The organism is Hymenobacter metallilatus (assembly GCF_003944705.1).
Taxonomy (GTDB): domain Bacteria; phylum Bacteroidota; class Bacteroidia; order Cytophagales; family Hymenobacteraceae; genus Hymenobacter; species Hymenobacter metallilatus.
Map to the genome: position 1 here is coordinate 124,032 of NZ_RWIS01000010.1, position 23,619 is coordinate 147,650.

16 protein-coding genes and 1 pseudogene are annotated in these 23,619 nt (G+C 60.1%); 5 read left to right on the forward strand and 12 right to left on the reverse strand.

Features of this window, described 5'->3' with window-relative positions; all coding sequences use genetic code 11:
* The first annotated feature begins 21 nt into the window (after positions 1 to 21).
* From EI290_RS15195 to EI290_RS15205, 3 genes are all read left to right on the forward strand, one after another.
* Positions 22 to 471: a HipA domain-containing protein gene (locus tag EI290_RS15195; protein ID WP_262706460.1), complete on the forward strand. Its 450-nt coding sequence runs from the start codon at positions 22 to 24 to the stop codon at positions 469 to 471.
* Between the two features lie 54 nt (positions 472 to 525).
* Positions 526 to 1,569 (forward strand): hypothetical protein, encoded by a 1,044-nt coding sequence (locus EI290_RS15200; protein WP_125432127.1) that lies wholly within the window; start codon positions 526 to 528, stop codon positions 1,567 to 1,569.
* Between the two features lie 570 nt (positions 1,570 to 2,139).
* Positions 2,140 to 8,583 (forward strand): Ig-like domain-containing protein, encoded by a 6,444-nt coding sequence (locus tag EI290_RS15205; RefSeq protein ID WP_125432129.1) that lies wholly within the window; start codon positions 2,140 to 2,142, stop codon positions 8,581 to 8,583.
* Between the two features lie 90 nt (positions 8,584 to 8,673).
* Here the strand turns inward: EI290_RS15205 and sdaAA are convergent, their stop codons facing one another.
* From sdaAA to EI290_RS15220, 3 genes are all read right to left on the reverse strand, one after another.
* Positions 8,674 to 9,582, reverse strand: a complete 909-nt coding sequence (gene sdaAA, locus EI290_RS15210) for an L-serine ammonia-lyase, iron-sulfur-dependent, subunit alpha (RefSeq protein WP_125432131.1) — start codon at positions 9,580 to 9,582, stop codon at positions 8,674 to 8,676.
* Positions 9,583 to 9,760: 178 nt separating this feature from the next.
* A complete protein-coding gene (gene msrB / locus EI290_RS15215; RefSeq protein ID WP_125432133.1) occupies positions 9,761 to 10,219 on the reverse strand; it encodes a peptide-methionine (R)-S-oxide reductase MsrB in 459 nt (152 codons plus the stop codon).
* Positions 10,220 to 10,305: 86 nt separating this feature from the next.
* Entirely contained in the window at positions 10,306 to 11,118 is an 813-nt protein-coding gene (locus tag EI290_RS15220) for a M949_RS01915 family surface polysaccharide biosynthesis protein (RefSeq protein ID WP_125432135.1), read from the reverse strand.
* A gap of 39 nt (positions 11,119 to 11,157) precedes the next feature.
* Here EI290_RS15220 and EI290_RS15225 point away from each other — a divergent pair, with 39 nt between their 5' ends.
* Positions 11,158 to 12,681: an NAD(P)H-hydrate dehydratase gene (locus EI290_RS15225; protein ID WP_125432137.1), complete on the forward strand. Its 1,524-nt coding sequence runs from the start codon at positions 11,158 to 11,160 to the stop codon at positions 12,679 to 12,681.
* Here the strand turns inward: EI290_RS15225 and EI290_RS15230 are convergent.
* The 4 genes and pseudogenes from EI290_RS15230 to pafA all read right to left on the reverse strand — a co-directional run bounded on the left by EI290_RS15230 (position 12,664) and on the right by pafA (position 18,497).
* Positions 12,664 to 14,906 (reverse strand): annotated as a pseudogene (locus tag EI290_RS15230) (GH92 family glycosyl hydrolase). The gene EI290_RS15225 and the pseudogene EI290_RS15230 sit on opposite strands and share 18 nt — an antisense overlap.
* Positions 14,907 to 15,025: 119 nt before the next feature.
* The gene (locus EI290_RS15235; protein WP_125432139.1) at positions 15,026 to 15,913 is read right to left on the reverse strand and encodes a UbiA prenyltransferase family protein; all 888 of its coding nucleotides are present in this window, start codon (positions 15,911 to 15,913) and stop codon (positions 15,026 to 15,028) included.
* Positions 15,914 to 16,055: 142 nt separating this feature from the next.
* On the reverse strand, positions 16,056 to 16,637 hold the full coding sequence (locus EI290_RS15240) for an inorganic diphosphatase (RefSeq protein ID WP_125432141.1): 582 nt from the start codon (positions 16,635 to 16,637) through the stop codon (positions 16,056 to 16,058).
* Between the two features lie 147 nt (positions 16,638 to 16,784).
* A complete protein-coding gene (gene pafA, locus EI290_RS15245) occupies positions 16,785 to 18,497 on the reverse strand; it encodes an alkaline phosphatase PafA (protein ID WP_125432143.1) in 1,713 nt (570 codons plus the stop codon).
* A 123-nt stretch (positions 18,498 to 18,620) separates the two neighbouring features.
* On the opposite strand from pafA, the gene EI290_RS15250 reads away from it, so the two are divergent.
* Positions 18,621 to 19,346 (forward strand): HAD family hydrolase, encoded by a 726-nt coding sequence (locus EI290_RS15250; protein WP_125432145.1) that lies wholly within the window; start codon positions 18,621 to 18,623, stop codon positions 19,344 to 19,346.
* A gap of 70 nt (positions 19,347 to 19,416) precedes the next feature.
* Here EI290_RS15250 and atpG read toward each other — a convergent pair whose 3' ends face one another.
* The 5 genes from atpG to atpE all read right to left on the reverse strand — a co-directional run bounded on the left by atpG (position 19,417) and on the right by atpE (position 23,582).
* On the reverse strand, positions 19,417 to 20,307 hold the full coding sequence (gene atpG / locus EI290_RS15255) for an ATP synthase F1 subunit gamma (protein ID WP_125432147.1): 891 nt from the start codon (positions 20,305 to 20,307) through the stop codon (positions 19,417 to 19,419).
* 99 nt (positions 20,308 to 20,406) lie between these two features.
* Positions 20,407 to 21,990 carry a F0F1 ATP synthase subunit alpha gene (atpA, locus tag EI290_RS15260; RefSeq protein WP_125432149.1) on the reverse strand — a complete coding sequence of 528 codons (1,584 nt, stop codon included), beginning with the start codon at positions 21,988 to 21,990 and terminating at the stop codon, positions 20,407 to 20,409.
* 6 nt (positions 21,991 to 21,996) lie between these two features.
* Complete coding sequence (gene atpH / locus EI290_RS15265; protein ID WP_125432151.1) at positions 21,997 to 22,557, reverse strand: ATP synthase F1 subunit delta; 561 nt, start codon at positions 22,555 to 22,557, stop codon at positions 21,997 to 21,999.
* Positions 22,558 to 22,659: 102 nt separating this feature from the next.
* On the reverse strand, positions 22,660 to 23,154 hold the full coding sequence (locus EI290_RS15270; RefSeq protein WP_125432153.1) for a F0F1 ATP synthase subunit B: 495 nt from the start codon (positions 23,152 to 23,154) through the stop codon (positions 22,660 to 22,662).
* A gap of 170 nt (positions 23,155 to 23,324) precedes the next feature.
* The gene (gene atpE, locus EI290_RS15275) at positions 23,325 to 23,582 is read right to left on the reverse strand and encodes an ATP synthase F0 subunit C (protein WP_125432155.1); all 258 of its coding nucleotides are present in this window, start codon (positions 23,580 to 23,582) and stop codon (positions 23,325 to 23,327) included.
* Positions 23,583 to 23,619 lie beyond the last annotated feature (37 nt).

Below are 23,619 nucleotides of genomic sequence, written 5' to 3' on the forward strand. Positions count from 1 at the left end.
AAAGGGTTATGGTATAGTATAATATACCTTTCCCTTAATGATGAGTTTTTCCGACTGATGCTGTTCAATTATCTGGTGTCGAACGGGGATGCCCACCTCAAAAACTTTTCCTACTACCGGCTGCCCTCCGGCTACTACCAGCTCACACCGGCATACGACTTACTCAACACTGCCTTGCACGTGAATGACGATAATGGGCTGGCGCTCGATCTGTTCGCCGACGATTACGAAACGCCCAGCTTCACGGCCAATGCTTTTCTGGCTTATGACGACTCTCTGGAGTTGGGCCGGCGGTTGGGGCTCCCACTTTCCAGAGTGCGGAAGCTGCTGGCCGATAGTGTGGGGCACGAAGACAAGATTCAGCGCCTGATTGACCGGTCATTTTTGCCTGAGGAGCTGAAACTCCGCTACGCCGCCGTGGTAGCCGACCGGCGGCAGCGGCTGCGCTACTCGGCCGCAACTCAACCCTAGCCGCTGCCTGGCAGTACAAAGCAGGCGGCACCGCGGCCGCCCGTGTTTCTGTGTATGCCTGAGCTCGTGTTTCGGGTGCTGGCCTTCGGGGCTGGTGCTTTTCTGGTTGCCACCACCGTGCTGGCGGCTATTCAATCGTTTGTACTGCCCCGTAACGAATCGGCCCGTTTGAATACCTGGGTATTTCGGGCGGTACGGTGGGCATTTGAGGCAATGGCCTCTCTGGGGCGTACTTACAGTCAGCGCGATAAAGTAATGGCTCTGTACGCACCGGTGGGCCTGGTAACTCTCCCGATTGTGTGGCTTACGGTGGTTAGCGTGGGGTTTACGGCCATTTTCTGGGCACTGGATGAGGGCGACCTTGTCCGCTGCTACCGCATCAGTGCCAGCTCCCTGCTCACCATTGGCGCCGATGAGCCCACCGAAGGGCTGGTGGCCAGTATCATGTCGTACGCCGAGGCCACGCTGGGGCTACTGCTGCTTACCCTGCTTATCTCCTACCTGCCCACGATGTACCAGGCCTTTTCGCGGCGGGAGCTGACGGTGGCGCGGCTGGAACTGCGGGCTGGGGCCAAGGCCTCGGCCGTGGAGCTCCTGCTCTGGCTCAACCGCACGGGTTCCTTGCAGGACGACAGTGACCAGTGGAAAGACTGGGAAGAGTGGTTTGTGGAAATAGAGGAAACGCACACTTCTCTGGCTATTCTGGCATTTTTTCGTTCCCCGCAGCCAGGCCGCTCCTGGGTAACGGCCGCCGATGTAATTCTGGATGCGGCCGCCCTTATCAGCAGCACCGTGGCCCAACCCCGCGACCCGCACTTGGTGCTGTGTTTCAAGGCGGGGTGCGTGGCCATTAACCGCGTGGCCCGCTACTTCCAGTATGAGGCCGACGTGGAGGTAACTGACACATCCGGCGTGGCCCCCGATGAGCCCCAGCGCCACGATTTTGGGTTGGCCTGCCAGCAGCTGCAGACCGCAGGCATTGTGCTTCGGGAGGAACAGGCTGCCTGGGAGCAGTACATGGAGCTGCGCAGCCGCTACGCCGGGGCCATTGCGTATCTGGCCCGGCTTACCATGGCTCCGGAAATTAAGTCCATCTAACCTAGCCGTGCCACACCAGTAGCCTGTACGGTACCCGAGCAGTATAGTCCGGCATCAGCCTGCCAGCGGCTTTACCCCTAAGCCCGGCAAGTGGTGCAGCCAACCCGTGCTCCGGAACAAGGGGCGGACCATGGAAGCAGTACGTCTGGGGCCAAAGCTGGGGCGGGGATGGGTAAGCACCTTACCGGGCTGGGTATTGAATTGATTTCGTTGGATTTTTTTGGTATCACTCTGCCACATCTGTATATTTCCATTTCCTGGTTTGGCTTGTACGCCTGGGGCGTACATGGCTGCCTTTTATTGCATTCCATTCTATCCGGCCCCATGTCTCAACAGTCCGCGGTAGCCGCACGTTTTCGGGCCCGAAGCCGGGTTTCGTCCATGCGCCTATCCCGGCTTCCGGAGAACTAGTACCGGCTTCTGCCGGAAAGCGGCCATCTTCTTTCTCCCGTTTCTCTCTGCTGGGCAACCGGCCGTTACCGCGTAGCCGGAATAGTACTTTTCCAGCGCCCCTGGCCAGTGGCCGGGGTAGTAAGTGCCTTGTTTACCTCCACTTCATTTTTTCAGTACATGCCAACACCTTTACTTTTTTCTTCGGGGCACAGGGCCTGGGAGCGAAACCGCGCTTGGCAGCGCCGCACACTGGCAGCCTGCCTCCTGCTCCTGAGCGCCTCCGGTGCCTGGGCCCAGACCGTAAAAACGCTGCCCGGTGACTATCCTACCCTGGCCGCTGCCATTACCGATCTGAACACGAACGGCGTACCGGCCGGGGGCCTCACCCTGAACATTGCGGCCGGCTACACCGAAACGGCAGTCAACCTGACCCTCACGGCCACCGGTACCAGCACCAGCCCTATTGTGTTCCAGAAAAGCGGCTCGGGCGCTAACCCCTTACTGACGGCGGGTACGGGCACCAGCACCACAGTTTCGCCGGCCACCACGGATGCGGTTATTCGCCTGAGTGGGTCCGACTACGTGACGTTTAATGGTATTGACGTTGCAGAAAGCAGCGCCAATACCACTGCCACCACCCAGATGGAGTTCGGGTATGCCCTCTACCGGGCTTCGGCTACGGATGGCTGCCAGAACAACACCATCCGCAACTGCGTGGTGACGCTTAACAAAACCAACACGGCCACCATTGGCATTGCGGGCCTGTCGTACACTACCGCCAACACGACGGCAGTAGCAGCTACCAGCACCGCCGGGGCCAACTCCGGCAACAAGGTGTACGGCAACGTAGTTACCAACTCGCTGACCGGCATCAACTTCGCGGCGGCCTCAACTACCGCCCTGGCCAACTACGACCAGAACAATGAGATTGGGGTAACAGCCCCGAATACCATTGGTAACTTCGGGGGCACAGCTTCCGGCTGGGGTGCGGGCGGCAACTACCAGAACGGGCTGAAAATTTCGGGGAACATTATCAACAGTACCCTAAACTATACCTCCGCCACGGCTTCGACGCCGGTAGCTGCCTCCACCGTAACCAGCACCATCCGGGGCATTTACGGCAACACGGGTACCTCGTCGAACATTGATATTGTAAACAATACCATTACGCTGGCTTCCGGGGCTACTACCTCGCAGATGTCGGGTATTGAGAATGGCATTGGTTCCACGGCAGCTTCCAACACGGTAACCATTACGGGCAACACCGTAACCAACTGCTCCTACGCTACGGCCACTACCGCCACCTTCTACGGGATATATAATCTGGCTTCGGCCGCTACCGTAACTATAGCGGGCAATACCATCAGCAACAACGCGCACGGTGGCAGCGCCAGCGCGGCGGCGCCCTGCCAGCTGCTCTACAACTCGGGCGCGGGTACTACGGTAACGCTGAGCAACAACCGGGTAACCGGCAATACCCAGGCCGGCACCAGCACCCTGAACCTGCTGTTCGGGGGCAGCCCTACCTCCCTGAACATTACCGATAACCAGCTGACCGGCAACACCAAAACCGGCGGCACGGCTACCAGCGGCACTCTTTACGGCATTCAGGCCGGCACCGCCGCCGTTACGGCTACGGGTAATACCGTGAGCAACAACAGCATTGTGGCAGCGGGCTCGAGCAGCGCCATTATCAATGGCTATTACGACTTCAGCTCTCCGACTTCGGAAATTATTACCGGCAACACGTTCACCAACCTAAGCATTTCGGGCTCTACCACGGCCACAGCGTCGTCGATTTACGGCATTCAGACCTTTCCTACCTCTACCACTACCAAAACCATCAGCCAGAATACGGTTGGAGGCCTGGCCCTGGGCGTGACGGGAACGGTGTTCGGCATCAGCAGCTCATCGGGGGCTACGGTAGCCATTTCGCGCAATAAGTTGTACGGGCTGTCGGCGGCCAATGCCGATGGCATTGTGTACGGGCTGTACCTCGGCTCGGGGGCTACCGTTACGGCCAGCAACAACCTCATCGGTGACCTGACGGCACCGGCCGCTACGGGCACCAGCGCCGTGACCGGCCTGTACGTGGCCGGGGGTACCACCATGAATCTGTACTTCAACACGGTGTACGTGAATGCGTCGTCGTCGTCGACTACCACCTTTGGCACGTCGGGCATTTATGTAGGCTCCACTACCCCCACTGTTGACCTGCGCAACAACCTGGTGGCCAACCTATCGGTGCCGGGTGCTACGGGTGGGGCCACGGCGGCCCTGCGCTTTAGCGCCGCTCCGGGCGCTAAACTGGCTGCTACCTCTAACAACAACCTGTACTACGCGGGGGCTGCTTCGGCCAGCCGCGTTATTTATGTAGAAGGCACCACCACCCTGGCCAACGCCCAACCTACCGTCACGGCGTACGCCGCGTACGTGGGTGGGGGCCGCGAAACAGCTTCCGTAACGGAGAATCCTACTTTTCTGAGCACTACCGGTACCAATGCCGGCTTCCTGCACCTCAACCCCGCCGTGCCGAATCTGGCGGAGAGCAAAGCCCAACCCATCAGCGGCATCACCCTCGACTTTGACGGGGAAACCCGCAACGCCTCCACCCCCGATATTGGGGCTGATGAGGGCACCTTTGTGGTGGGCGGCGTGGCTACCGATATATCGGCGGCCGGCCTTGCGTCGCCGCTGGCAGTGGGCTGCTACGGCGCTTCGGAAACCGTAGCCGTGAGCATCCGCAACAGCGGAACCCAGCCCCTGGATTTTGCCGCTACGCCGGCTACTATTACGGTAATCGTGAGTGGCGCCGCTACTCAAACGCTTACCGCCACGGTTAACACCGGCACGCTGGCTCCCGGCACGGCGCAAACCGTTACGCTGGGCACACTGAACATGCTGGCCGTAGGCACCTACTCGTTTGCCATTACGGCCACCGTGCCCGGCGACGCCGATGCCAGCAACAACAGCATTACGATTACCCGCACCGTAGTTGGCCCCGCCGCCCAGGGCCAGACGCTCACGTTTACGGGCTACACCGGGGCCAACCTGAGCACGCTATACCCTGGCTGGTACGAGGCCACGGGCGCGGCTGCTCCGGCCGGCACCACCTCGGCCTGGACCAATGCAACTTTCCCGGCTGGCAACACAACAGCCAAGGTGAACCTGTTCAGCACCGGTAAAAACGACTGGGTAGTATCGCCGAAGTTTCTGCCTACTGCCTCCACCGTGCTGACGTTCAGCGCCGGCTTGTCGGATTACAACAGCACCAGTGCCGACCCGGTCGGCATGACGGGCACGGATGATTTTGTGGAAGTGCGGATTTCGACGGACTGCGGCGTGACCTTCACCCGGATTCCGGCCTTTGCGCAGTTCAATGCCGGCAACCAGCCTTCCAACGGCAGCCTGACCAGCTACAGCATCAACCTGGGCAGCTACGCCGGGCAGCCTGTTATTGTGGGCTTCTTTGCCTCGGAAGGTACCGTGGATGATACCCCGGACTATGATTTTCACATCGACAACGTACGGGTAAACAGTCCGCAGGCGCTTGACATGGCGGCTACCGCCCTGGCTGCACCTACGGCCACGCAGGGCTGCTACTCGGCGGCCGAAACCGTTTCGGTGACGGTAAGCAACGTAGGCACCCAAACAATTGATTTTGCCGTGAATCCGGCCACGGTAACGGCCGTGGTAACGACGCCCGGTGGCTCGCAAACCCTGACCAGCACCATAAACTCGGGGACGCTGGCGGCTGGGGCTACGCAGGCAGTAGCTCTCACCCCAACGCTGGATATGAGCGCCACGGGCACGTATTCGTTTGCCCTCACGGCCACCGTACAAGGCGACCAGGACACGAGCAACGATGCGCTGACGCCCGCCGTGACCCGTACGGTGGTAGCTCCGGTGGCTGGCACCGTCACGGCCAGTGCCTCGCAGCTGTGCCAGAGCGGTACCAGCACCCTTACCCTTACGGGTGCCGCTAACGGCAGCATTCAGTGGCAGCAATCTACCGACAATACCACCTTTACGGATATTGCCGGTGCCACTGCTGCTACCTTCACTACCCCGGTGCTCACGCAGACTACGTATTTCCGGGCTCAGGTACGGTGCGCTACCACAGCCACCAGCAATGCCGTAACCATTACGGTAACCAACGCGCAGGTACTGACCACTAACACGCCGGTAACTATTTGCGAAGGCACTACTGCAACCCTCACCGCCACCGCAACAACCGGCAACACCATCCGGTTTTACGAGGCGGCTACCGGGGGCGCACCGCTGGCTACTGGCGGCTCCTTCACTACCCCGGCCCTGACGGCTTCGCGCCAGTACTTTGTGGAAGCTGCTGCCCCGATTACCAACGTAGCGGGCCTGCCCAGCAACGCGGCCACCTACGGTACGTTTGTGCAGTCCTCGCTCGTTGATTATCCCTTGGGCTTTGCCGTGTCCCAGGCTGGCACGCTGGCCTCAGTGGATGTGTACCCGACGGCGGCCGGCACGCTCACCATCCGGCTCTACAGCATAGCCGGTACCCAACCCAGTGGTACGCCCACGGCCGTAGCCGGCAGCGACGTTACGGTTACCATAACGGCGGCGCAGGTAGGTACGCGGGTAACGGTACCGCTCAACTACGCCTTAGCCCCCGGTGACTATAAGCTGTCGAATCTGGCGGGGGCACTGGGCCGCTACAGCTCGTATAGCGGTACCTATCCTCTCTCAGATGGGGCGTTGACGGTGAAAGGCTCCTACACTGCTTATACATCTACTTCCTACTCCAACACAACGTACAACAGCTTCTTCAATCTCACCTTTGCCTCGGAATGCCTGAGCGGCCGTACGGCCATTCAGGTGAACGTAACAGCCCCAGCCACGGCAGGCTTCGGCTACGCCAATGCTTCCTACTGCACCTCGGCGACGGGCCCGGTTGCGGCCACCCTGGCTTCCGGGGCTACGGCCGGTACCTTCAGCTCAACAGCCGGCCTGACCATTGATGCCACTACGGGTACTATTACCCCCGGCACCTCTACGCCCGGTACGTACACGGTAACCAACACAGTAGCCGCCTCCGGTGGCTGCGCGGCCGTTACGGCCACGGCAACTGTTACCATTACAGCCCCGGCTACGGCCGGCTTCAGCTACGCGGCGGCCAGCTACTGCACCAGTGCCCCCGGCACTGTGGCAGCAGCGTTGACCACCGGCGCTACGGCCGGCACGTTCAGCAGCACTACCGGCCTCACTCTTGATGCCAGCACGGGGGCCATCACGCCCGGCACCTCTACGCCCGGCACCTACACCGTCACCAACACGGTGGCCGCTTCCGGTGGGTGTGCCGCTGTAACTGCTACTTTCCAGGTAACCATCACGGCCCCAGCCACGGCAGGCTTCGGCTACGCCAATGCTTCCTACTGCACCTCGGCGACGGGCCCGGTTGCGGCCACCCTGGCTTCCGGGGCTACGGCCGGTACCTTCAGCTCAACAGCCGGCCTGACCATTGATGCCACTACGGGTACTATTACCCCCGGCACCTCTACGCCCGGTACGTACACGGTAACCAACACAGTAGCCGCCTCCGGTGGCTGCGCGGCCGTTACGGCCACGGCAACTGTTACCATTACAGCCCCGGCTACGGCCGGCTTCAGCTACGCCGCTGCGGCATACTGTGTTTCGGCTACGGGCGCGGTTGCTCCCGTACTGACCACCGGCGCTACGGCCGGCACGTTCAGCAGCACTACCGGCCTCACCCTTGATGCCAGCACGGGGGCCATTACACCTAGCACTTCTACACCCGGCACCTACACCGTCACCAACACGGTGGCCGCTTCCGGTGGGTGTGCTGCTGTAACTGCTACTTTCCAGGTAACTATTAGTAGCGCCCCGGTAGCATCCTTCAGCTATGCCAACGCCAGCTACTGTCAGGTAACCAGTGGCTCGGCCGCACCGGTACTAGGTGCAGGGGCTACGGCGGGCACGTTCAGCAGCAGCACCGGCCTGGTCCTGAATGCCGGCACGGGTGTCATCAACCTGGCCACCAGCACGCCTGGCACCTATACCGTAACCAATACGGTGGCGGCTTCGGGGGGCTGCGCGGCTACCTCGGCCATGTTCAGCGTGACCATCAATGCCCGCCCGGCTCAGCCTACCATCACCATCCGCTACAATGGGGCGGTAACCACGCTTACCAGCAGCGCGGCCACCGGCAACCAGTGGTACCTGAACAACACCCTGATTCCGGGTGCCACGGGCCAGGATTACGTGGTGAATTCGGCGGCTCAGTACGGCAACTACTCGGTGGTTGTGACCAACGCGGCCGGCTGCGCCTCCCTACCTTCGGCCCTGCAGATCGTCACGACCACGCTGAAGCCCCTGGCCGGCTCGGTACTCGATATTTTCCCTAACCCTACCTCAGGGCTGATGACAGTGAAGCTGGCCGGGTATGCTACTACTACGGAGCTGACGGTATATGATGCCGTAGGCAAGCTGGTGCATACTGTAACGGTAGGCGGCAGCACTGCCCCGCGCGAGATACAGCTGAACCTGAGCGCCTTGCCAACGGGAGTATACATGCTGCGCGCCCGTACAGAGGGCGGCACGGATATCCGGCGCATTGTGCGGGAATAACCTCGCTTACACCCCAATAAAAAAGGGCCTTCCCAGTTGGGAAGGCCCTTTTTTATTGAGCTCAAACCGCTTTGCAGGCCGCTGCGGCGGTTAGGCGGCGGGGTCTTCGTCGGGCAGAATCTGGACGTCCTGTACCAGCACCATTTTTTCGATTTCGCGGCCCCGGGGCGTGTTGGCCAGGCCGCCGAGGGCCGTTTCCTTGTAGCGGGTTTCCATGCTCTGACCCACCTCACCCAGAGCTGCCACGCACTGATCCACGGGAATAACGGGGTCGACGCCGGCAATGGCAATTTGGGCGGAGCTAAAGGCAATGGCCGAGGCGGAGGCGTTACGCACCACGCAGGGAACCTCCACCAGGCCCGCTACCGGGTCGCAGACCAGGCCCAACATGCACTGAATGGTAATGGCTACGGCGGCAAAAGTTTCCTCCACGGAGCCGCCCAGGCAGTATACAATGGCTCCGGCACCCATGGCCGCCGCCGAGCCGGTTTCGGCCTGGCAGCCGCCTACTGCCCCAGCCAGGGAGGCGTTCTGCTCGATGATGAGGGCCACCCCGGCCGCCACCAGCAGACCCTCCAGAATCTTGTGGTCCGGGAGTTGGTGCAGATCCTGCAAGGTAACGAGCACGCCGGGCAGAATACCCGAGGCTCCGGCCGTAGGCGCGGCTACTACCCGGCCCATGCAGGAATTTACCTCTTTGGCTCCCAGCGCCCGGGTAATGAGCTGCTTAAACTCCGGGGAAAGCACCGTAACCGGGGAGGCAGCAATTTTTTTGGCCCCGTTGTTCACCATGCCCGAGCGGGACGTCATGTTCTGGGTGAGGCCGGTATGCACGGCCTCGCGCATCACGTCGTAAGCCCGCTGCAGGCCCGTCCAGATTTCCTCCTCTGAACGGCCTTTCTGCTCGATTTCGTAGGCCAGCACGGGCTGGTAGAGCGGCTCACCGGTAGAAGCGCAATGCGCCTGCCAACTGGCAAAATCAGTGAAAAGTAACGACATGGGTGGGAAACGTGAGAAGGTGGGAGTGTAGTGGGGTGGTACCTGCTATCCATAACCAGGATGAGAAAACAGGGGTGCGAAATTCGGGAGAAATTTGGCGGAACTCTGCACAAAAAAACTCCACCCGCGGCCCAAGGCTACAGGTGGAGTTGTACGCGCAAAAAAGACCCGCGGTATGTTATGCTTGCTGCTTCTCGCTTACCAGCTTAATGGCGGCCGAGTTGATGCACAGGCGCAGCCCGGAGGGCGGTGGCCCATCGGGGAATACGTGGCCCTGGTGGGCGTCGCAGACGTTGCAGAGCACTTCCACGCGGGTCATGCCGTAGCTGGTGTCTTTCTTGTAGCGGACGGCGTTTTCCTGTACCGGCTGCGTGAAGCTGGGCCAGCCGGTGCCGCTTTCGAACTTGGTGCGGGAGTCGTAGAGCGGCGTACCACAGCACACGCAGGCGTAGAGGCCGGCCTCGTGGGCCTCACAATACTCGCCGGTAAAGGCCCGCTCGGTGCCGTGCTGACGGGTAACGTGGTACTGTTCGGGCGTGAGTTGGGCGCGCCACTCGGCGTCGGTTTTTTCAACGCGCTTATCGGGGGCCGGGCTGCCGTGGTTGGCCAGCCGGATAACATCGTTCCAGGTTTGCATGACAGGAAAAATAAGGTCAGTACAGTAATTGGTATGCAAACGCGGCGGCCAGGCCGGAAGTTTTGTGCAGCTACGCGACGTGCTGTTTACAACTGCTCAAATTCCCGCTCCACGCACCAGTGCCGCCACTGCTGCCGGGCAAAGCGCAGAAAAGCCGGTGGGGCCTGACGAAACTCCTGTTCTGTTTCGTAGCGACCATGCAAAAGGCCATAATACTTTTCCAGCCGGGCCGGGCGGATAGTATCGAGGCAGCAGGAACTGGCGGGTATGCGTTGGGCCGCCGGCACCGAATCGTACTGCACGACGGTGTAACCGCGCAGCGCGTACTTGGCCGGGCCTTCGCGCATAACCAGCTTCAGATTTGAGGGACTCACGTCGCTGCGACAGGTAAGTTTGTAGATAAGGGTAGTTTCTGACTGCCCATCATGGTCGAGGTCGGTAATCGATGTGGCCCCTGACAACGGACCCAGCCATATATCGAAATTGCAATGACGTACGGCATCCTGGAGCCGCCATAGTTCTTTGTAGTCACCGTCCCGTTGCACATACTGTCGCGCAAACAATTCCACACTCTGGTCAGGTAGTTCTTGGTAAGCTTCTCCGGCCTGACCAGCTGTGTTGGCTTGTTCCTGCTCTTGTTTAAACACCACCAGCAGGTTTTCCCCGTTGGCATCGGTCCAGCGCCAGGCTTCCAGCAACTGCCCTGGCAAACGCAGCTTAGCCGGAATGTCGGCTAGCTTTACGGCTTGCGGAGTAAGCTGAGTGATTGACGTGGTGGCCGGTACCGAATCGACTGAGGTTTTAGCAACAGCAGGCGGCCCGGTTTGGACCTGTTTACTGGCGTTATCGGAGCAGGCGGCTAGCCCAGCCAATAGTAAAGCGCATAAGAGTTGACGCATTTCACGTAGGAGTTAAGTGCATTCCAGAACCAGCAACTTATGAAACTCCTCTCCGCCGCCCTAACCCGCACCCTCGACCAAGCCACTATCCAAGCGCAGGGCATTACATCCCTAGAGTTGATGGAGCGCGCTGCCACGGCGTTATTCGATTGGATACTGACGGAGCTGCGCCCGGCCTACTCCACTCCGATTCATCTGTTCTGCGGCCCCGGTAACAATGGCGGCGACGGACTAGCCCTGGCCCGCCTGCTCCACGAGGCCGGCTACGCGGCGCACGTCTGGCTGCTGCCCGCCAAAAGGTACTCGGCCGATTTTACGGCCAACCGCCTGCGGCTGCCCGCTGAAGTTCCCTGCCAGGAGTTGGCAGCGGCCCGGTTCCCGGAGTTGCCCGCCAGCGCGGTGCTGATAGATGCCCTGTTCGGCACGGGCCTGAGCCGGCCGCTAACGGATCTGGCGGCCGAGGTGGTGGCGCATCTGAACCGGAGCCCCGCTTTGCGGATTGCGGTGGACCTGCCCTCGGGCTTATTGGCGGATGCCCCCCAGCCACCCGACAGCCCCCTTGTGCAGGCCCACTATACATTGTGCTTTGAGCTGCCCAAACTGGCTTTCCTGCTGCCTGGTCACGCGGCGTTTGTGGGAGAGTGGCACACCCTCCAGATCGGGCTGGAACAGGAGGTTATCCACAATATGGCTGTGGATAACTACTTTATTGAGGATAACTACCTGAAAGGATGCTTGCCGAAGCGCCCTAGGTTCAGCCACAAAGGCACGTTTGGCCATGCCCTGCTGCTGGCCGGCAGCCAGGGCAAGGTGGGGGCAGCCGTGCTGGCCGCCACGGCCTGCCTGCGCGGCGGAGTGGGGCTGCTGACGGTGCGCGTGCCGCAGGTGGGCTATGCTATCCTGCAAACCGCCGTGCCCGAAGCCATGTGCCTCCCCGACTCGGCCCCAGACATCCTCACCGAACTACCCGACCTGACGCCCTACGCCGCCGTGGGTATGGGGCCGGGGCTGGGCCAGCAGGCTGCCAGCCGGGAGGTGCTGCGCCAGCTGCTGCAAACGGCTACCGTGCCGTTGGTACTCGACGCCGATGCGCTGAACCTGCTGGGCGCCAACCGGGAGCTGCTGGAGCTGCTGCCACCCGATACCCTGCTGACGCCCCACCCCAAGGAGTTTGAGCGCCTGGTAGGAATTCCCGCCCGCCACGATTACCACCGCCTGGAGCAATTGCGCGCCTTCGTCCGCCAACACCGCTGCTACTGCGTGCTGAAAGATGCCTATACCGCCGTGGCCGCGCCCGATGGCACTCTCTACTTCAACGGCAGCGGTAACCCCGGCATGGCCACCGGTGGCAGCGGCGACGTGCTAACGGGCCTGCTCCTGGCCCTGCGCGCCGATAAGCGCCTCTCTGCCCTCGACGCGGCCCTTTTGGGCGTGTATGCCCACGGCCGGGCCGGCGACCTGGCGGCCCAGGAAACCGGCGAAGCGGGCCTGATTGCCAGCGACCTGGTGCGTTTTATCGGGCCGGCTTTGCAGGAGCTGACGGCCTCAGCGCCCGGGCTTTGAGAAGGAATACGGAGCAGCCGGGCCGGTAGTGCCCCGGCTGCGGTTGGGTATCGGGGTCATGTCGAAGTTCAGCGTGGCACCTTGCAGCAGGGTTTCATGGCTGAGCCAGTTCTGGTTGTAGGCCTGCCCGTTCAGCGTGAGCGTGTTGATGTAGCGGTTGGCGGCGCTGTTGTTGGGCGCATTCAGCGTCACCTGCTTGCCGTTTTCCAACGCCAGCGTCACTTTAGGGAAAAGCGGGGCACCCAGCACGTACTGGTTGGTGGCGGGGCACACCGGGTAAAAGCCCAGGGCTGAAAACACGTACCAAGCCGAAGTCTGACCGTTGTCCTCGTCGCCGCAGTAGCCGTCGGGGTGGGCTGGTAGAGGCGGTTGAGGGTTTCGCGCACCCAGTACTGCGTTTTCCAGGGCTGCCCGGCATAATTGTACAGGTAGGTCATGTGCTGGATTGGCTGGTTGCCGTGGGCGTAATTACCCATGCCCGCAATCTGCATTTCCCGGATTTCATGGATAACGGAGCCGTAGTAGGAGGCATCAAACACCGGAGCCAGGGTAAACACGGTATCCAGCGCCGCCACAAAGGGCTTGGGGCCGCCCATCAGGTTCATCAGCCCCTGCACATCATGAAAAACCGACCAGGTGTAGTGCCAGCTGTTGCCCTCGGTGAAGGCGTCGCCCCACTTAAACGGGTTGAAGGGCGCCTGGAACGTGCCGTTCTGGTTGCGGCCCCGCATCAGGCCGGTTTGCTTATCGAAGAGGTTACGGTAGTTCTGGCTGCGCTTCTCGTAGAGCTGCACTTCCTTTCGGGGCCGGCCCAGGGCTTTACCCAGCTGGGCAATGGCGAAGTCGTCGTAAGCGTATTCCAGGGTGCGGGCCGCGCTTTCGTTAATTTTGACATCGTAGGGCACGTAGCCGAGCCTGGTATAGTAGCTGGCACCGGCCCGACCCACGGCTTCCAGTGGCCCTTGGTTGTTGGCCCCTTTCAGGGCGGCTTCATACAGGGCATTGATGTCGTAGCCCCGCACGCCTTTCAAGTAGGCATCGGCCACAATGGAGGCCGAGTTGTTGCCCACCATGATGTTGCGGTAGCCCGGGCTGGCCCACTCCGGCAGCCAGCCGCCTTCCTTATAGGTGTTCACCAAGCCCTCCTGAATCTGGCTGTTCACGCTGGGGTACAGCAGGTTCAGAAACGGAAACAGGGCCCGAAACGTGTCCCAGAAGCCGGTATCGGTGTAGAGGTAGCCGGGTAGCACCTGCCCGTTGTAGGGCGAGTAGTGCACCGGCTGGCCCTGGGCATCCAGCTCGTAAAACTTGCGCGGAAACAGCAGGCTGCGGTACAGGCAGGAGTAAAACGTGCGTTGCTGGGCCTCCGAGCCACCTTCCACCTGAATGCGGCCCAGCTGCCGGGCCCAGGCAGCGTGGCCCTTCTGCTTCACGGTTTCAAAGTCGGCGGCCCCTATTTCCTGCTCCAGGTTGCGCAGGGCCTGCTCCGGGCTGATAAAGGACGACGCCACCCGTACCTGCACCTGCTCCCCCTTGCGGGTTTTGAACCCTACCACGGCGCCAGTGTGGCCTGCCGTAGCCTCCAGCAGCCTGCCATCCAGCACCTTGTCCTGGTAGATGGTGGTACTGCTGAAGGCATGGTCGAACTCCAGCACAAAGTAGTTTTTGAAATTAGCCGGTACGCCCCCGCTGTTGCGGGTAGTATACCCAACAATGCGGCGCTGCTCCGGCAAAATCCGGACGTGGGAGCCCTTATCGAGGGCGTCGAGGATTACGTAGGCGCTGTCGGTGCGCGGGAAGGTAAAGCGGAAGCGGGCGGCCCGCTCGGTGGGCGTCAGCTCGGCGGTTACGTCGTGGTCGGCCAGGTACACCCGGTAGTAGTGCGGCTGAGCCACCTCGGCCTTGTGCGAAAACCAGCTGGCCCGCTCCTCTTCCTCAAAACGCAGTTTGCCGGTGATGGGCATGAGGGCAAACTGCCCGTAGTCGTTCATCCAGGGCGAGGGCTGGTGCGTCTGCTTGAAGCCTTTGAGCTTATCGGCCGAATACTGGTAGGCCCAGCCGCTGCCCATTTTGCCGGTTTGGGGTAGCCAGAAGTTCATGCCCCAGGGCAGGGCAATGGCCGGGTAGGTGTTGCCATTGGATAGGCTGGGCTTGGAGTCGGTACCCATTAGGGGGTTCACCAGCTCCACCGGGTCGGGGGTTTGGGCCTGGGCAATACCCATCATCAGATAACTCATCAGAGCCAAGGCAGCCCACACTCGTTTCAGCATAGCGCAGTATTGCGGAGCCTGCACCGTACAGGCCAAGCAAGAATAGCCGATTTTGCGCAGGAACCTGCATATGATCAGGAAAAACCCACGGCCTGCCCCCGGGTGGCCCACCACACCGCCAGAAACAGCAGCAGCATTACCCCATCCGTGAGCAGGGCAAAGTAGTAGTCAGGGCGGGTTTCCTCGGCCAGCCAGATAACGGCGGCGGCCACCAGCAAGGGCAGCAGCAGGGCCGCCTCCTGCCCGGCCGGGGCCCCGGGCGGCACCAGCAGCGCCGCCCCCCCCAGGGCCACCAGGGCCAGCAGCTTGGTGGCCAGCACCCCAAACACGCCCGGAAACGTGCGGGTGCCGGTAGCTCGGTCCTTGCTGTAGTCCCGGATATCAAACACCAAGGCCAGGGCCAGAATAAACAGGAAGCGCCGCAGAAACAGTATGCCCACCACAGGCTCCAGCAACTGCCGGCCCAGGTACAGGGCCGGCACCCACACGGTAACCCCGGCCCAGACGTAGGCAATCAGAAATACTTTCAGCAGAGGTACATCCCGCAGAGCCCACCAGCGGCCGTGGCGCCGGAGCAAAGGCAGGGAGTACAGCACCGAAATCAGGGCCAGATGCAGCAAAAACGGCGTGAGGAGTAGCAGTCGGTCATCGGTCAGGAACAGCCCCCCTGCCCCCGCTCCGGCCAACAGCGTAACCACTACCAGCTGCCGGCGGTGCCCCCGTATCCACTGCTTGCGCCTTGAGAGGCCGGGCTGCTGCCCCTGTTTGTAGGGCAGCACGCTGTCGAGGTTATAGAGAAAGAGCGTGGCGGCAAAAATCAACCCACCAAGGCGCAGCGGAATGTGTACCCGCCAGAACAGAAACGTGGCCCACATCAGCCCCAGGGCCGCCCCCGACAGCCACGTACTGCTGTACAGCACGGCATCGAGGCAGCGGCGAAGCAGGCGAAACAAGGCGGACACAGGCAGACGGGTTGAGCGGGCAAGATACCACCGAAACCCGGCTGCCCCGGTGCCCACCGGCCTGGGGCAACCAACGCAACAGCCCCCGGCGCCAGTACTGACGGCCGGGGGCTGCACGGTGTGTAGAAAGGAGTAGGATGGATTAGCTCAGGGCCTCCTGTACGTCTACTGCATCTTGGGGGTTGCCTTTGGGAAAGGTTTCCTCATACAGCTTGATGCTGTCTTCAATTATACGGTAAGCATCCTCGCGGCCCATAAACCGCTCTACGCTTACTTGCTTGTGCTCCAGGGCCTTGTAGTCCTCAAAAAAGCGCTGCATCTCCAGCAGGGTGTGCGGGGGCAGGTCGGCAATGTCGTTGTAGTGGTTCACCGACACGTCGTTGGCGGCCACGGCAATAATTTTGTCGTCTTCTTCGTCCTGGTCTATCATCTGCATCACGCCAATTACCTTGGCTTCTACCAGGCACATGGGCACAATATCCACGGAGCAGAGCACCAGAATATCCAGCGGGTCTTTATCGTCGCAGTAGGTTTTCGGAATGAAGCCATAAGCGGCCGGATAATGCACGGCCGAAAACAGTACCCGGTCCAGTTTCAGCAGGCCGCTGTCTTTGTCCAGCTCATATTTGCCTTTCGAGCCTTTCGGAATTTCAATGATGCCATTCACAACTTTCGGAGCGTCTTCGCCGCGCGCCACGTCGTGCCAGGGGTTAAAATGAGCCATTCTTATTTAGTTGTCAGTTTTTGGTTGTCAGTTGTTAGTTACTCGTTGTTTGTGGCTTGTTATCAGGTTGTAAATACCTGAATACCATACGGAAGCGGCAGGCAGTTTTCCACTGACAACTGACAACCAGCAACAAACAACTCTTTTCTACCAGCCCAGCACTTCCGGCAGGGGCTGCCCGGTACAGCCGTCGGGCTCCTGAATGTGGAGCCAGCGGGCCAACGTCGGCGCAATATCGGTAATCTTTGCCGGAGCTGATGAGTGTCCGTGCTTTACGCCCCAGCCCCAGAATACCACCGGTACGTGCGTATCGTAATTGCCCGAGGAGCCGTGGGTGGTACCCTTGTTGACCGGATATTGATAGGACTCCAGCCAGCCCGGCTCCAGCACCACCAGCACGTCGCCGGAACGCTTAGGGAAATAGCCGTTTTCCAGATACATCAGCATTCCACTCTCCCAATGCGACTTCTGCACGTCCTCGGCGGCCAGGGCCCGCGTTACACCTGCAAACTGCAGCATTAGGGCGGCGGCTTCGCGTTGTACCTGGTACAGGTCCAGCTTTTTCTGCGTGATGAGCGGACGGTTCAGGTACACCTGCTGGTTTTCGTAGCTCATTACCCACTGCCCAGGGCCGTGCAAGCGCACCAAGCGCTGCTGCAGGGAGTCACGCATGAGGCCCGGGCCCACGGAGCCGGCCGGTATCTTCTTGTCGAGAAGAAAATTGGGGGAGTGGGCGGCACCGTGGTCGGCACTCAGAAATACCAATACCTGCTTTTTGCCAACGGCCTTATCCAGGTAGGCAAACAGCCGCGCCAGGTCCTGGTCCAGGCGCAGGTAGGTATCCTCCGCTTCAATGGAGTTGGGCCCGAACTGATGCCCCACGTAATCGGTGCTGCTGAAGCTCAGGGCCAGACAGTCCGTTTGCCCGCGCTGGCCGAGCTGCTCGGCCCGCATGGCTTCCAGGGCAAAATCGAGGGTAAGCGAGTTGCCAAACGGGGTGGAGCGAATCAGGTCGAGGTTACGGGCCGAGGCTACCGGTGCTTTTTCGCCGGCAGCTTCTATATTGCCCTTTACGGCAGAGCTGGGGGCGGCACTCAAAGCCGGCAAATCGTGCGGAAATACTGGTTTGGCCTCCCCCTTGAACGCTCCTTCCCAGGCAACATCATCGGGCGAGCTTTCCGTGTACTGCGCAATGGGCAGCAGCGTGTTCCAGGCCTGGTCGAGGTAGTTGGCGGCCCGGTTTTCGGCGTTGAATTTTACCACCCACTCCGGCAGTTGCTGGGTGTAAAAGGTACTGGTAATAAAGGCCCCGTTGCCACCGTCGTACCAGTAGGCTGCATTAGCAGCGTGCCCGGCCGGCAGAATGGAGCCCCGGTCCTTGATACACACCCCAATTACCTTGCTCTGGAAGTTGGTAGCCAGCCGCAGCTCGTCGGTGATGGTAGTCGTGAGCATATGGCGCGGCGACTGTTGCCCCGCTGCCGCCGAGCCGCCTACGGCCTGCACCGTTTTATCCTCGGTTACATACGTGCCTTTGCCTTCCTCCCGCACCAGCCAGTTGTTGCCGATGATGCCGTGCACCGAAGGCGTTGTGCCCGTGTAGATGCTGGCATGGCCCGGCCCGGTGTAGGTAGGCACGTAGTTGTAGTGGGCGTTTTCGTAGCTGAACCCCTCCCCCAGCAGGCGGCGAAAACCACCGCTGCCGTACTTATTCCAGTAGCGGTACAGGTAATCGTAGCGCATCTGGTCTACCACAATCCCCACTACTAATTTGGGGCGTTCCAGAGGTTTACCAGCTTTTTGCGCGAAGGCAGGTACCGCCAGGGTGGCGGCCAGCAACAGGCTCAAGGGTGTTTTCAAAACAGTAGGAAAGTAAGAAGCAGCTCTTGGGGAGCTGCTGAAGGGTTCGGAGTCCCAAAGATAGTCCTGCCTCACTGGAGTTACGTACTACCATCGTCTCTTCCGCCATGTTATCCTTTTGGTATGCCTGTTTCTCCGCCCTACGGCCTCATTTTCGACATGGATGGCGTACTCATCGACAACACGCCTGAGCAGGCCAAAGCCTTTCAGCTCCTGTTCCGCGACCTGGGCCTGACGACCAACGCCCGCCGTCTGCTCAGGCGCCTCAACGGAATGCCGGCCAGCGCCATCCTCAAAACCGTTTTTACCAGTCCGGTATCTGCCAAACAGCTTACTGAGTATGCTGCCCAGCGCGAGCTTCTGTACCGGGTGCTGTACTGGAACAAGCGCCGCGAGGTAGCCGGCCTCAGCGCGTTTCTGCAAGCTGCTCGTGCGGCCGGCTTCCGCATTGGTCTGGGTACCGGTTCCGCTACCGATACCATTGCGTATATAATCGACCACCTGGGTCTGCGCCGGTATTTCGACGTAATAGTGGGCAAGGACGACGTGCGCAACGGCAAGCCCCACGCCGATACCTACACCGTTACGGCCCGCCGGCTGGGCATTTCGCCCGGGCGGTGCGTAGTAGTTGAGGATGCCATTTTGGGCGAACAAGCAGCCTATCGGGCCGGTATGCACTGCATTGGTATCACTACCACCCTGAAAGCTGCTGATTTTCAGGCCCCGCTCCTTACTGTCTCAGATTTCACGGAGCTAACCCCGCAGCGAATTCTGGAGTTGCTGGACCACCACCCGAAATCACCCAAGCCCAGCCGGGAGCTTGCCAAACGGCAATACGCACAGCAATAAGGTGCGCACCAGCAAAACGGCCCGCCTCCTTCCGGAAGCGGGCCATTGATACTCTTGCCGGGTAGAAATTTTACCGGCTGGCAGCCAGCGCCTCAGCACCACCCACGATTTCGAGAATCTCGGTAGTAATGGCAGCCTGGCGGGTCCGGTTATACGTCAGCTTCAACTGCTTCAGCAGCTCGCCGGCGTTATCCGTAGCCTTGTCCATAGCCGTCATGCGGGCCCCGTGCTCCGAGGCGTTGCTTTCCAGCACGGCCTTGTACAGCTGCACCTTCAACGACTGCGGAATCAGGGTGCGCACGATTTCCTCCTTCGAAGGCTCGAAGATGTAATCTACATTTGAAGCAGGCTGGGCCCCAGCGGGTAGCTCACCGGGCACCAGCGGCAGCAGCTGCTCAGTCCGGATGATTTGGGTAGCCACGTTTTTGAACTCGTTGTACACCATCACCACTTCATCGTACTGACCAGCGCGGAAACCGTCCATGGCTTCTTCAGCCGCTTCCCGCACAGTATCGAAGGAAAGCTTGCCGAACACGTGCTGGTAGTTACCCAGCAGCGGCAGCCGCTTCCCGAAATACTCGTGTGCTTTGCGGCCAATGGCTAGTACCGTTATGTTGCCGGCAGCCGCCTGAGCTGCATACCGCTCCTGCAGCAATGCATTTACGCCCTTGAAGACGTTGCTATTGAAAGCGCCTGCCAGGCCCCGGTCGGAAGTAATGGCAATAACCAGCACCCGGCGCACCTCGCGCTGCTCCGCGTACTCGCTTACCGTATCCTCCCCAGCCAACGCCGTCAGGTTACCCAGAATGCTGTTGAGCCGCTGTGCGTAAGGGCGCATGCGCAGAATGTTATCCTGGGCCCGCCGCAGCTTAGCCGCCGCCACCATTTTCATGGCTTTGGTAATCTGCTGCGTGCTCTGCACCGACGTAATGCGGCTCCGGACTTCTTTTAAGCTAGCCATTCGTTTGAGTTATGAATTATAAGTGATGAGTTATGAATGGAGAGCGTATCATCCGGCCGGACGATACGCAACTCATCATTCATACCTCATCATTCATAATTATTTAGAAGCGTATACCGACGAGAGGTCTTTGGCTACCTGACGGATAGCACCGGTCGTTTCGTCGTCCAGCTTGCCTGCCTTCAGGCCTTTCAGCACCTCAGGGTGGCGGCTGTTCATCACCTGCGTGAATTCACGCTCGAACTCGCGCACCTTGTTTACGGGTACCTGGTCCAGCAAGCCGTTGGTAGCAGCGTAGATGATGGCCACCTGATCCTCCACCTTCTGGGGCGAGAACTGGGGCTGCTTCAGGATTTCGAGGTTCCGACGGCCCCGCTCGATGGTGAGCTTCGTTGAGGCGTCCAGGTCAGAGCCGAATTTGGCAAAGGCCTCCAGCTCGCGGAACTGAGCCTGATCCAGCTTCAGCGTACCGGCTACCTTCTTCATCGACTTGATCTGGGCGTTACCACCCACGCGCGACACCGAGATACCTACGTTGATTGCAGGACGCACCCCGGAGTTGAAGAGGTTGGTTTCGAGGAAGATCTGCCCGTCCGTAATCGAAATTACGTTGGTCGGGATATACGCCGAAACGTCACCAGCCTGGGTTTCGATGATGGGCAGTGCCGTCAGCGAGCCACCACCTTTCACCAAATGCTTGATGCTGGGGGGCAGGTCGTTCATGTCCTGGGCAATGGCGTCAGAAGCGTTGATCTTCGCGGCACGCTCCAGCAGGCGGCTGTGCAGGTAGAATACGTCGCCGGGGTAAGCTTCGCGTCCGGGAGGACGACGCAGCAGCAGCGACACTTCGCGGTAAGCTACGGCCTGCTTGGAGAGGTCATCGTAGACTACTAGGGCCGGACGGCCGGTGTCGCGGAAGAACTCACCGATGGCGGCACCGGTGAAAGGCGCAAAGAACTGCATGGGGGCCGGGTCCGAAGCCGAAGCTGACACAACTACGGTATAGTCCATAGCACCACCCTTGGTCAGGGCGTTTACTACCTGGGCTACCGTCGAAGCCTTCTGGCCCACGGCTACGTAGATGCAGAAAACCGGCTCACCCCGCTCGAAGAACTCGCGCTGGTTCAGGATGGCGTCAAGGGCTACCGTCGACTTACCCGTCTGCCGGTCACCAATGATCAGCTCACGCTGGCCCCGGCCAATCGGAATCATGGCGTCAATAGCCTTGATACCCGTCTGCATGGGCTCAGCTACCGGCTGACGGTAGATTACACCGGGCGCCTTACGCTCCAGGGGCATATCGTAGGTGTCGCCCTGGATGGGGCCACGGCCGTCGATGGGCTGGCCCAGCGTGTTCACCACGCGGCCAATAATGCCGTCACCAACCTGAATAGAGGCAATTTTATTGGTTCGGCGCACCGTAGCGCCCTCCCGGATACCAGAGTAGTCGCCGAGCATTACGGCACCTACGTTGTCTTCTTCCAGGTTGAGCACCAGGGCCTGCAGGCCGTTTTCAAATTCGAGCAACTCCCCCGACTGGGCTTTGCCCAGACCGTAGATACGGGCTACACCATCGCCAACTTGCAGTACCGTGCCTACCTCTTCGAGTTCGGCTTCGGTTTTGAAGTTGGAAAGTTGTTCCCGCAGAATGGCGGATACTTCATCCGGACGTACTTCTGCCATGGTGGGTTATACTAAAGAGTGGTAGGGGTTCTTAGAGAATTCGGTGCGCAGCTTGCGCAACCGGTAGCTTACCGAGTCGTCAATCAGCTTGTCGCCAATGCGCAGCACGAAGCCGCCAATCAGCGCCGGGTCAACTTTCTCAGTAAGGGTCACCTGCTCCTGGCCCGTTTGCTGGCGTACCAGCTGGACCACTTGCAGGCGCGTGGGTGCATCCAGCGGGGAAGCCGTGGTTACCTCGGCTAGCTGTACACCGCGCAGCTGGTTGTACTGGCGCTGAAACTCGCTGCCAATAAATTCCAGGGCGCTTTCCCGGTTCTTCTGCGTGATGATGGTAAAGAACTTGCTGGTGAGGTCCGATACCTTGCCGGTGAACACTGCGTTCAGAATAGCCAGCTTCTTATCGTGCTTCACAATAGGGTTGCGCAGCAACAGGCGCAGCTCACGGTTCTCGTCCAGCACTTTCGTGAACAAGTCCATGTCTTGCTTTACCTGCTCCAACGTCCCACGTTCCTCGGCCAAGTCCAGCAACGACTTCGCGTAACGGGAGGCAACTCGTAGTTCAGACATTGATGTAGTTGTCAGTTGTTAGTTGTCAGTTGTCAGTTTTTAGCTGTTGATGCCAGCGAGTTACTGACAACTGACAACTGAAAACTGACAACCCCCAACGGACTAGTTCAATTTTACTTCTTGCAGATACGAGTCCACGAGTTGCTGCTGGGCGGGCTGGTCGGCCAGCTCGCGGCGCAGGATGCGCTCAGCAATATCAATGGAGAGCTTGGCAGCAGTGTTTTTCACCTCTGCCAGCGCCGAGTTTTTCTCATTCTGGATGGCTTCGCGGGCCTGCATAATCATGCGGCTGCCTTCTTCGGTTGCCTTGTTCTTAGCCTGCTCAATGAGCTGGTTTGAAACATCGGTGGCTTCCTTCAGAATACGGTCACGCTCCATGCGGGCTTCGGCCAGCAGCTTTTCGTTACCGGCTTTTAGCTCCTGCATCTCCAGCTTGGCCTGATCGGCCATGCGCAGAGCGCCTTCAATGGAGCTTTCCCGCTCTTTCAGCGAGGCCAGGATGGGCTTCCAGGCAAATGCACGCAACAGCAACAGAACGATGCCGAAGATGAAGATTTGCCAGAAAATAAGGCCTAATTCGGGCGTTACAATTGACATCTGGAAAACTAGTAGGTAGTGAGTGATAGGTGCCCGGAACGGCTACGGCCGGGGCGGAAGTTCCGCCCCTTGCCCGGGGGCCGCCCGGGTACCAGAAAAGCCAAGACAGCCCGCTACGCCGTGCGCTGAAGCGACGCGCGCAGCGGGCTGCTCTTGTACTATCTCAAACCCTACAGGTTGAACGAAATCAGCAGGCAGACTACTACTGCGAACAGAGCCAGACCTTCAATCAGGGCGGCTACGATCAGCATGGCAGTTTGGATTTTGCCCGAAGCCTCAGGCTGGCGACCGATGGCCTCCATAGCCTGACCACCAATACGACCGATACCCAGACCGGCGCCCAGAGCAACCAGACCGGCACCGATAGCGGCACCAAATACAGCCAGACCAACGGAGTTAGCGAGTTGCAGCAACAGAGAAAGAAGCATAAAAAAATGGTTTGTGGGGAGTGAAAAACAAAAAAAT

Bases quoted from the DNA above. Each gene is read 5' to 3' on its own strand.
- EI290_RS15200 (WP_125432127.1), top strand. From the start codon at position 526: ATGCCTGAGCTCGTGTTTCGGGTGCTGGCCTTCGGGGCTGGTGCTTTT.
- EI290_RS15205 (WP_125432129.1), top strand. From the start codon at position 2,140: ATGCCAACACCTTTACTTTTTTCTTCGGGGCACAGGGCCTGGGAGCGA.
- sdaAA (WP_125432131.1), bottom strand. From the start codon at position 9,582: ATGTCGTTACTTTTCACTGATTTTGCCAGTTGGCAGGCGCATTGCGCT.
- msrB (WP_125432133.1), bottom strand. From the start codon at position 10,219: ATGCAAACCTGGAACGATGTTATCCGGCTGGCCAACCACGGCAGCCCG.
- EI290_RS15220 (WP_125432135.1), bottom strand. From the start codon at position 11,118: ATGCGTCAACTCTTATGCGCTTTACTATTGGCTGGGCTAGCCGCCTGC.
- EI290_RS15225 (WP_125432137.1), top strand. From the start codon at position 11,158: ATGAAACTCCTCTCCGCCGCCCTAACCCGCACCCTCGACCAAGCCACT.
- EI290_RS15240 (WP_125432141.1), bottom strand. From the start codon at position 16,637: ATGGCTCATTTTAACCCCTGGCACGACGTGGCGCGCGGCGAAGACGCT.
- EI290_RS15250 (WP_125432145.1), top strand. From the start codon at position 18,621: ATGCCTGTTTCTCCGCCCTACGGCCTCATTTTCGACATGGATGGCGTA.
- atpG (WP_125432147.1), bottom strand. From the start codon at position 20,307: ATGGCTAGCTTAAAAGAAGTCCGGAGCCGCATTACGTCGGTGCAGAGC.
- atpA (WP_125432149.1), bottom strand. From the start codon at position 21,990: ATGGCAGAAGTACGTCCGGATGAAGTATCCGCCATTCTGCGGGAACAA.
- atpH (WP_125432151.1), bottom strand. From the start codon at position 22,557: ATGTCTGAACTACGAGTTGCCTCCCGTTACGCGAAGTCGTTGCTGGAC.
- EI290_RS15270 (WP_125432153.1), bottom strand. From the start codon at position 23,154: ATGTCAATTGTAACGCCCGAATTAGGCCTTATTTTCTGGCAAATCTTC.
- atpE (WP_125432155.1), bottom strand. From the start codon at position 23,582: ATGCTTCTTTCTCTGTTGCTGCAACTCGCTAACTCCGTTGGTCTGGCT.